The sequence below is a fragment of the Thalassotalea sp. 1_MG-2023 genome (assembly GCF_030546745.1).
GTDB lineage: Bacteria > Pseudomonadota > Gammaproteobacteria > Enterobacterales > Alteromonadaceae > Thalassotalea_C.
Window position 1 is genome coordinate 26539 of sequence record NZ_JAUOPD010000032.1, and the last position, 8706, is coordinate 35244.

An 8706-nucleotide genomic window follows, 5' to 3' on the forward strand; every position below is an offset into this window, starting at 1 on the left:
GTTAACTCTTTGAAAGTTGCGTGATATTTTTACCTATTGATACAGCTTTGAACGTGTTATTTTTGGGGGGAAATAAATTGTCTTTTCTAATAAAAAGAGGTAACAACTAAGTTACCTCTTGATTCTTTATCAGTTAAATTTTACCGACTAAATCTAAGCTCGGTGTTAAGGTTGCTTCGCCTTGTTCCCATGCCGCAGGACATACTTCACCGTCATTTTCACGAACATACTGGGCTGCTTTTACATTTCGCACCATATCTTTAGCACTACGACCAATACCGCCAGCATGAATATGTGCAACTTGTATGATGCCATCTGGATCAGCCAAGAAGGTACCGCGATGTGCCATGTGATCTTCTTCAATCATGACATCAAAACCACGAGTAATATTACCTGTTTGATCGCCAATCATTGGAAATTTGATTTTACCAATGGCGTCTGAAGAATCATGCCATGCTTTATGTGAGAAATGTGTATCGGTAGATACCGCATATACTTCAACACCTAATTTTTGTAATTCTTCATATTGGTTCGCCATATCTTCAAGTTCGGTTGGGCAGACAAACGTAAAGTCAGCCGGGTAAAATAAAAAGATTGACCATTTTCCTTTTACGTTTTCAGTTGATACTTCAATGAATTCGCCATTATGGAATGCTTGAGCGGTAAATTCTGGAATTGATTTGCCTATTTGAGCCATGGTTATTTCCTCTTTATAAATAATAAGTAAACGTTTTAGTTACGCAAAAGCGTGTTTGCTTTCTATGGGCTAATAGTATCCGGCACATGATGTTTTGTATAATTGATTGTATTGAAGTTAATGTTTTATAAAATAGAACGATAAATGTGGGATATCCGCTTTCCAATGTATTTAAAAATTGAATATAATCTTTATATGGTTCTGTAAAATTGATTAATAAATAAGATGATTTCAATAAAGCAACTTTATTACGCACTAGCGGTAGAGAAAACACTCCACTTTAAAAAAGCCGCAGAAGCATGCAATGTTTCACAGTCAGCATTAAGTACGGCAATTAGCGAGCTTGAGAAACAAATTGGAGTGGTTATTTTTGAACGAAATAATAAACAAGTACTGGTGACTGATGATGGTCAACTTATTTTAAATAAAGCGAAACGCGTTAAGCTTGAGCTTGATGAATTACTACAAGTGTCGCAAGTGAATAAAAAACCGTTCTCAAGTGGAATGACCATAGGCGTTATTCCAACGATCGGCCCTTATTTGTTACCAAAAGTATTACCTGAACTAAGACTACAGCACCCTAATTTTAAACTTAAAATTATTGAGGAACAGTCACACGTATTGGTAGATTTGGTGCGCACTGGAGAGCTTGATGCTGCAATTTTAGCGTTACCGTTTCCTATTGAAGGCTTAATGAAATTTGATTTCTGGCAAGAAGATTTTTATTGGGTTAGTCATAAAGATGAATGCCCAAGCCAGATGCAAGAAATTACTAGTGAAGAGTTAGCATTAGAAACGCTGATGTTACTTAAAGATGGTCATTGTTTGAAAGAGCATGCACTCGCAGCTTGCCGTTTTAAATCGCAAAAACAAGATTCCGCCTTTGATTCTGCAAGCTTACATACACTTATTCAGATGGTTGCTGGAAAACTAGGTACAACCTTAGTACCACAAATGGCACTTGATCAGCTTATTTATCCAGAATCAGAATTAAGAGCTATCCATTTAAATGAGCCAGGGCCTCACCGTACCATTTCGTTAATTACACGTCCTAATTATGTGCGAACAAATGAAATGCTCGTGTTGAAATCATTGTTTCATGAGCAGTTATTAGCAAAGTGCCAATAACATAGTGGTTAGATTTTTTAGAATGTCATCCTCTATTTATATAAATTTACTGAATTAATTAAAGGGAAGATAATACAGTTAAATAAAAAAGGAGATAGTTATGATTAAACTAATGAACCAATTAAGAACGATTTTTGAAAATCAGAAAGAAAAAACACACTTAATTACATGCAATTATGCAAACAATTACTATGGTGATCAGGTTTGTATGATTTGCAAAGGTGAAAGCTAAGAAGCGGGTAGTAATAGCTTAAGAAATAGGGGCTAGCGAAAAACTAGCCCCATTTACGTTACGGTAAATTTATTAATTCAAGTTGGTTTTCGCTGTTGATATATAGCAACATGCGAGTGTCGTCAGCAGAAATTACTGAAGTTATCGGTTGATTACCTTCTGTTATTATGGTGTTAGCCAGTTGTTGCTGTTGATCATAAAGGTTGATCAAGAAGCCATCATTAGGGTCAAATCGTACATAATTAACGTTATTACTTTGCGTTTTAACCAATTGTAACGTGGTATTCCCTTCTGCTTGCGGAAGTAAACCTTGATCAGAGAATGTGCTGCCGTCAAACGATATAAATTCACTGGTAGGGCTAACGGTGTAAATTGCTTGTTCGTTATCTGTAACGACAAAATCACTAACTGCTTGGTCGTCACCTAGTAAAGTAGGGCGATATTGATGAGTCATTGTTGCGCTTATCTTTTGGGTGACAAAATCATTCGCTTTTAGCGTATAGCGTTTAAAAGATGAATCAAGTAAGTCTAATGCATAAACCGTTTCAGCAGTATTCGCTTGCTTAATAAGCGTGGTAAAGAAAGCATTTTCGCTATCCCAATAAACCCGTTGAAGGTCAACGGTAGCAAATTCTAATGCTTGAGTAATAATAAACTCTCTACCTGATACTGTAATAAAGCTCACTGGTTCATATTCAATATTACTATCAGTCAACGCGACAACGCTATTATCAAGTAAGTTAATGTTAAAATGATGTGTAATTGGTGTTTCATTACCATCATCAGCAGTTATTGTATCGTTAGCAATTGCTACAATTGTGTCACCACTTGGTGAGATCACGAGTTGCTCTAACAAGGTATTGTCAGGAGCAACTTCAAGCATACTGACCTGTTCGCCAGTATAAATATGATAAGTATACAAATTGTTTTCTTGTGCTATGTAAACATAGGGTAAGTAAGTGGACGCAACAATGCCATTGTTGTTAGGGCTGATGTTGTCAACTACCTGATTATCGCTACTTGCTGAATTTAAATAGAAAGAAACATTAATGGTCTCAGTGATTACATCTTCATTATCAACGCTTGAAACAGTGATAGTACCTGTGTGTAAACCATCATTTAGTGCAACGTTATTATCAATAGTGACGGTAAGCGTGTCACCAGAAGGCGTTAGCGCGAGCCAAGGAGTGCTAGCAGTTGCTTGCCAATTAACATTATTAGGGTTATTCGTTGCAATGGTTACTTGCTGACTTAGCTTGCTTAAATTAGCAACTTGACTAAAGGCTAGCCCCGTATGACTTGAGTATAAATAATGACGATCTAAACCAAGTTCTACAGGTATAACTTTACTATCACCAGAAGATGTTTCAGTTAATGTTAACTGAGCTTGATATAACTTAGCTAAATCGAATGTGGTTATATCAGCTGATAAGGTAATCGTCGATGCACCTTCTCCAGAAGTTTTATCTAACGTTAACCAGTCAACATCAACCGAAGCTGTCCAGGCACTGTTGTTCTCACTCGTTATTTCGAGGGTTTGTGAATCAATATTTTCTTCGCCTAAGGTTGCTTGGAAAGTAATTTGATCAGTATTCGTGGTTAATTGCCAGATAAGTAATGAAATATCGATATCGTGATGCACTAAATTCACTTGATTAGCGTCACCAGTAGAAACTCTTAACGTTGTGTTGTATTCATCAGGTAAAATGTTGTCGGCATTAACAAGTTTGACAGTGATTTTTGCAGAGCTATCACTCAGTTGCTCTGTAGAAAAATTAAGCCAGCCAACAGGTTGGTTATCGGGCGCGTAACCTAGTAATAATCCTTTGCCAGTATAATCTACGGTAATTGATACGGTATCTTCTGACACCTGTAAGAATTCGTTACTAAAGTTAATAACGCTTGTATCAACAGAAATAGCATAATTCTCAGCTGCTTTATCAGCATCAGAGCTTCCACCACATGATTGAACTAAAATGACCACTGCCAACGTGTACATAGTTCGAATAAAGTATCTTGAATATTCCTTCATATAGTTCCCTATATTGATTAGCTGCTTGTTGATTATTATATCAATTGTTAATGGTATTTTGCGTGATTCTTTCGTTATTGTAAAAACTTATCACAATTTAAAGGTGAATGAGGATTTTTTATCAAGTTAAAGGTAGAATAGTTAGATGTTTTGCACTAAATTGCTTGTGCCAATTTTATACTGACAAATTGTGACGTGATTAAAGAGATACTGCATACTGGAATTGATCTACTTTCGAGACGAGAGCACTCGAAAAAAGAACTTCTGCATAAATTGTTGCAACGAGGCCATGAACCTGATGATATTTTTGAGGTGATTGAGTTTCTCGAATCTAACCAGTATTTATGTGAACAAAGATTCACAGAGTCTGTATTTCGTAGTCGGGTAAATAAAGGGTACGGTGAAAAGTATATTGAACAAGAGTTGATGCAAAAAGGTATTGACAGTTCGCTCGTCAATCAAGTTGCTGCAGAGATGTCGGTTGACTGGAAAGAAATTGCAGCGCAAGTGTACGATAAAAAATTTGGCAATGCGCCAATTAAAGATGATAGAAATAAGGCGAAAAGAATACGCTTCATGCAGTATAGGGGATTTTCTTCTCATGAAATATTCGCACTTATTAATGCAAATTAACTCATAAATTTTAATGATTAAATGTTAGGTATGGCTATGATGAAAACCAGTGCCGGAATAAGAAAGGCATTCTTAGATTTTTTTGCTTCTAAGCAACACCAAATTGTCGCTAGTAGTTCGTTAATTCCTGGTAATGATGCAACGTTGCTCTTTACCAATGCGGGTATGGTGCAATTTAAAGAGGCCTTTTTAGGCGCTGAGCAAAGAAGTTATAGCCGTGCTACAACGTCTCAACGCTGTGTTCGTGCGGGTGGTAAACATAATGACTTAGAAAATGTTGGTTATACCGCGCGTCATCATACCTTTTTTGAAATGTTAGGTAACTTTAGTTTTGGTGACTATTTCAAAGAAGAAGCAATAAGCTTCGCATGGGAATTTCTAACGAAAGAGCTTGGCTTGCCAAAAGAAAAGTTATTGGTGACTATTTATGAAACAGATGATGAAGCTTACGACTATTGGCATGACACCATTGGTGTACCCCATGAAAAAATAATTCGTATCGGTGATAAAACTGCCGGTAAAAAATACGAGTCTGATAACTTTTGGTCTATGGGTGACACTGGTCCTTGTGGTCCTTGTAGTGAGATATTCTATGATCACGGCGAAGAAATTTGGGGAGGCCCACCAGGTTCTCCAGAAGAAGATGGTGATCGCTTCATTGAAATTTGGAATTTAGTTTTCATGCAATACAACCGTCATGAAGACGGCACCATGGAACAACTACCTAAGCCTTCTGTTGATACGGGCATGGGATTAGAGCGGATTGCAGCGATATTACAAGGCGTACACAGCAACTACGAAATAGATATTTTTCAAGGGTTGATAAAAGACACTGCTGACATATTGAACTGTGATGATTTAGAAAATAAATCGTTACGAGTAATTGCTGATCACATTCGCTCTTGCTGCTTCCTTATTACTGATGGTGTGATGCCATCAAATGAAGGACGCGGCTATGTGTTACGCCGTATTATCCGTCGAGCAGTACGTCACGGACACAAACTTAACGCTAAATCACACTTCTTTCATAAATTAGTACCGTCATTAATTACACAAATGGGTGATGCTTACCCTGAACTTATTGAACAGAAAGCGATTTTAGAAAAATTATTGCGCATTGAAGAAGAACAATTTGGTCGTACACTTGATCGTGGTATGCAGTTACTCGAAGAAATACTATCTACATTAGATGGTGATACCATTAACGGTGATGATGTTTTTAAATTATATGATACCTACGGGTTTCCAGCTGATTTAACCGCAGATATTGCCCGCGAACGTCAATTGAAAATTGATCAAAATGGCTTTGATGTTGCCATGGGGTTACAGCGCGAAAGAGCGCAGCAAGCCAGCCAGTTTGGTACTGACTATAATGAGCAGCTAAAATCTGAAAAACATACCACTTTTAAAGGGTATACTAATAGTGCATTTTCAGCGACAGTTGTTGAGCTTTTTAATAATGGTAGTTCCACAGCTGTTCTCAATGAAGGCGAACAAGGGGTCGTCATTTTAGATAACACGCCGTTTTACGCTGAATCAGGTGGTCAAGTAGGTGATACCGGAGTCATTGTTACTGAAAGCGGTGTATTTGAAGTTACTGATACCATTAAGGTAGGTAATGCATTTGCTCATCAAGGTATCGCTAAAACAACCATTCAATTAAATGCCCGAGTTAAAGCAGAAATTAACACTGAACGTCGTAATGCAATTGTTAAAAACCATTCAGCCACGCATATATTACATGCAGTATTACGCGATGTATTAGGCGATCATGTTACGCAAAAAGGCTCACTCGTTGATGCTGAAAAACTACGTTTTGATTTTGCACATTTTGAGGCCGTAACAGAACAAGAACTCAAGAAAATTGAACACTTGGTAAATCTAGAAATACGCAGAAACCATCAACGCGAAACTGCACTAATGCCAATAGATGAAGCGAAAGAAAAAGGCGCAATGGCGTTGTTTGGTGAAAAATATGATGACGAAGTACGCGTAGTCACATTAGGTAATTGCTCTATTGAGCTTTGTGGTGGCGTGCATGTTGAACGAACCGGTGACATTGGTTTAGTTAAAATTGTATCTGAATCAGGTATTGCTGCGGGTGTTCGTCGTATTGAAGCGGTTTCAGGTGAAGCTGCACTAAATTATATTGATGCCCAAGCGGATGCTTTATCAACGATTGCGAACTTAGTTAAATCAGATGTTTCAAACACCGTTGAAAAAGTTGAGCAAACCCTAAGTAAAACAAAACAACTTGAAAAAGAAATTGCTCAACTGAAACAGCAATTAGCTGCTCAAGCAGGTTCAGATTTATTAAGCCAAACAAAAGACATTAACGGTATTAAAACGTTAATTGCCGAATTAGATGGCGTAGCGTCGAAAGATTTACGCGGTATGGTGGATGATCTTAAAGTTAAGATTAAATCTGGCATTATTGTACTTTCAACAGTCAATGACGGTAAAGTAGGTTTGATTGTGGGAGTTACTAAAGATTTGACCGGACAAGTTAAAGCAGGTGAAATTGTTAACATGATTGCTCAGCAAGTTGGTGGTAAAGGTGGTGGCAGGCCCGATATGGCTCAAGCTGGAGGTAGTGAACCTCAAAACGTACCTAATGCGATGGCTAGTGTTGAGCCTTGGTTAACTGTAAACTTAAGCTAACGCTCTTCATATAGTGAAATTTTTAATAAAGGAAACTTACGAGTTTCCTTTTTTTATCCCAATTTTTCTTTGATTAAAAAATAAATCATTATTGTTTACTCCTTCAACTATGGTAATTGTTAAAGTGACGTTAATCAGAGATGAGTAGAGTATTAATAGTTACATATTTGTTGAAAAAATATCGTAATTTAACTGTCACATGATAAGAAGCTTGCTAAAATAAAGGTAACTGGTACGACGTTCTTCTAAACTTAGAGTGTTGGGAAAGTATTATGGAATATTTTTCTCTAGGGTAATTGAATTATTGTCACCAGTGTAAGACTAAATTTTTAACTAGCTAAATTTAGTTTATCCCGTTTTAGATATTAAGGAATTAGGAATGTTAATATTAACCCGTAGAGTTGGAGAAACTTTAATGATCGGTGACGATGTCACGGTCACAGTTTTAGGTGTTAAAGGAAATCAAGTTCGCATTGGTGTTAATGCACCTAAAGAAGTTTCAGTACATCGTGAAGAAATTTATATGCGAATACAGTCTGAAAAGGGCGAAACTACGCCTGGAAATAGTTTTTAACGTAATTATTTCCCAAAGGAGCCGGCATAGCCGGCTTTTTTATTGCTTTAAAAATAAAGGAGTGCGAAAGAAAAGTGCTGGTAATTTGCTCTTGTTGATTGATTTGTCAACAAACAGGTGGAAAAGCTAAAAAAATCGTTTGACTTATTTTTTATATCCATTAATATTCGCCCCGTTGGTGAGATGGCCGAGTGGCTGAAGGCGCTCCCCTGCTAAGGGAGTATACAGTTTGTAGCTGTATCGAGGGTTCGAATCCCTCTCTCACCGCCATCTTTTATCTAAGATTTAAAATAGATTATTGCGAACAAGTAACCAGTTGGATAGGCAGTATGCTTGACTAAGATGGCTACGAACTAGGTTCGTTATCCTTAATCAGGATATAAATTATTAGATTATTGCGGACGCGTAGCTCAGCTGGATAGAGTACCTGGCTACGAACCAGGCGGTCGCAGGTTCGACTCCTGCCGCGTCCGCCACTTTCTTTAAGTGGTTAAATATAAAAGAAGAGCTAGTATTAAAGCTTTAATTATTAATACTGCGATTTTTCGCATATCTCTACCTCGGGATATAAAATATAGATTAACGTGAACGGGTAACCAGCTGGATAGGCAGTATGCTTGACTAAGATGGCTACGAACAAGGTTCGCATATCTCTACCTCGGGATACAAAACATAGATTGACCGCGGACGCGTAGCTCAGCTGGATAGAGTACCTGGCTACGAACCAGGCGGTCGCAGGTTCGACTCCT

The 8706-nt window shown here is 37.5% G+C and carries 6 protein-coding genes and 2 tRNA genes; 6 read left to right on the forward strand and 2 right to left on the reverse strand.

Annotated features, from left to right (window positions below; translation table 11 throughout):
* Nucleotides 1–133: 133 nt before the first annotated feature.
* Nucleotides 134–697: an alkyl hydroperoxide reductase subunit C gene (gene ahpC / locus Q4489_RS16700; RefSeq protein ID WP_303482612.1), complete on the reverse strand. Its 564-nt coding sequence runs from the start codon at nt 695–697 to the stop codon at nt 134–136.
* Between the two features lie 225 nt (nt 698–922).
* Between ahpC and Q4489_RS16705 the strand changes: the two genes are divergently transcribed.
* Entirely contained in the window at nt 923–1825 is a 903-nt protein-coding gene (locus tag Q4489_RS16705; protein WP_303482616.1) for a hydrogen peroxide-inducible genes activator, read from the forward strand.
* A gap of 290 nt (nt 1826–2115) precedes the next feature.
* Here the strand turns inward: Q4489_RS16705 and Q4489_RS16710 are convergent, their stop codons facing one another.
* Nucleotides 2116–4089: a hypothetical protein gene (locus Q4489_RS16710; protein WP_303482619.1), complete on the reverse strand. Its 1974-nt coding sequence runs from the start codon at nt 4087–4089 to the stop codon at nt 2116–2118.
* Nucleotides 4090–4284: 195 nt separating this feature from the next.
* On the opposite strand from Q4489_RS16710, the gene Q4489_RS16715 reads away from it, so the two are divergent.
* From Q4489_RS16715 to Q4489_RS16735, 5 genes are all read left to right on the forward strand, one after another.
* Entirely contained in the window at nt 4285–4722 is a 438-nt protein-coding gene (locus Q4489_RS16715; protein WP_303482622.1) for a regulatory protein RecX, read from the forward strand.
* Nucleotides 4723–4758: 36 nt separating this feature from the next.
* The gene (gene alaS / locus Q4489_RS16720) at nt 4759–7383 is read left to right on the forward strand and encodes an alanine--tRNA ligase (RefSeq protein ID WP_303482625.1); all 2625 of its coding nucleotides are present in this window, start codon (nt 4759–4761) and stop codon (nt 7381–7383) included.
* 379 nt (nt 7384–7762) lie between these two features.
* A complete protein-coding gene (csrA, locus tag Q4489_RS16725; protein ID WP_074497221.1) occupies nt 7763–7957 on the forward strand; it encodes a carbon storage regulator CsrA in 195 nt (64 codons plus the stop codon).
* 177 nt (nt 7958–8134) lie between these two features.
* Nucleotides 8135–8227, forward strand: a tRNA-Ser gene (locus tag Q4489_RS16730).
* Nucleotides 8228–8356: 129 nt separating this feature from the next.
* Nucleotides 8357–8433: transfer RNA gene (locus tag Q4489_RS16735), tRNA-Arg, on the forward strand.
* Nucleotides 8434–8706 lie beyond the last annotated feature (273 nt).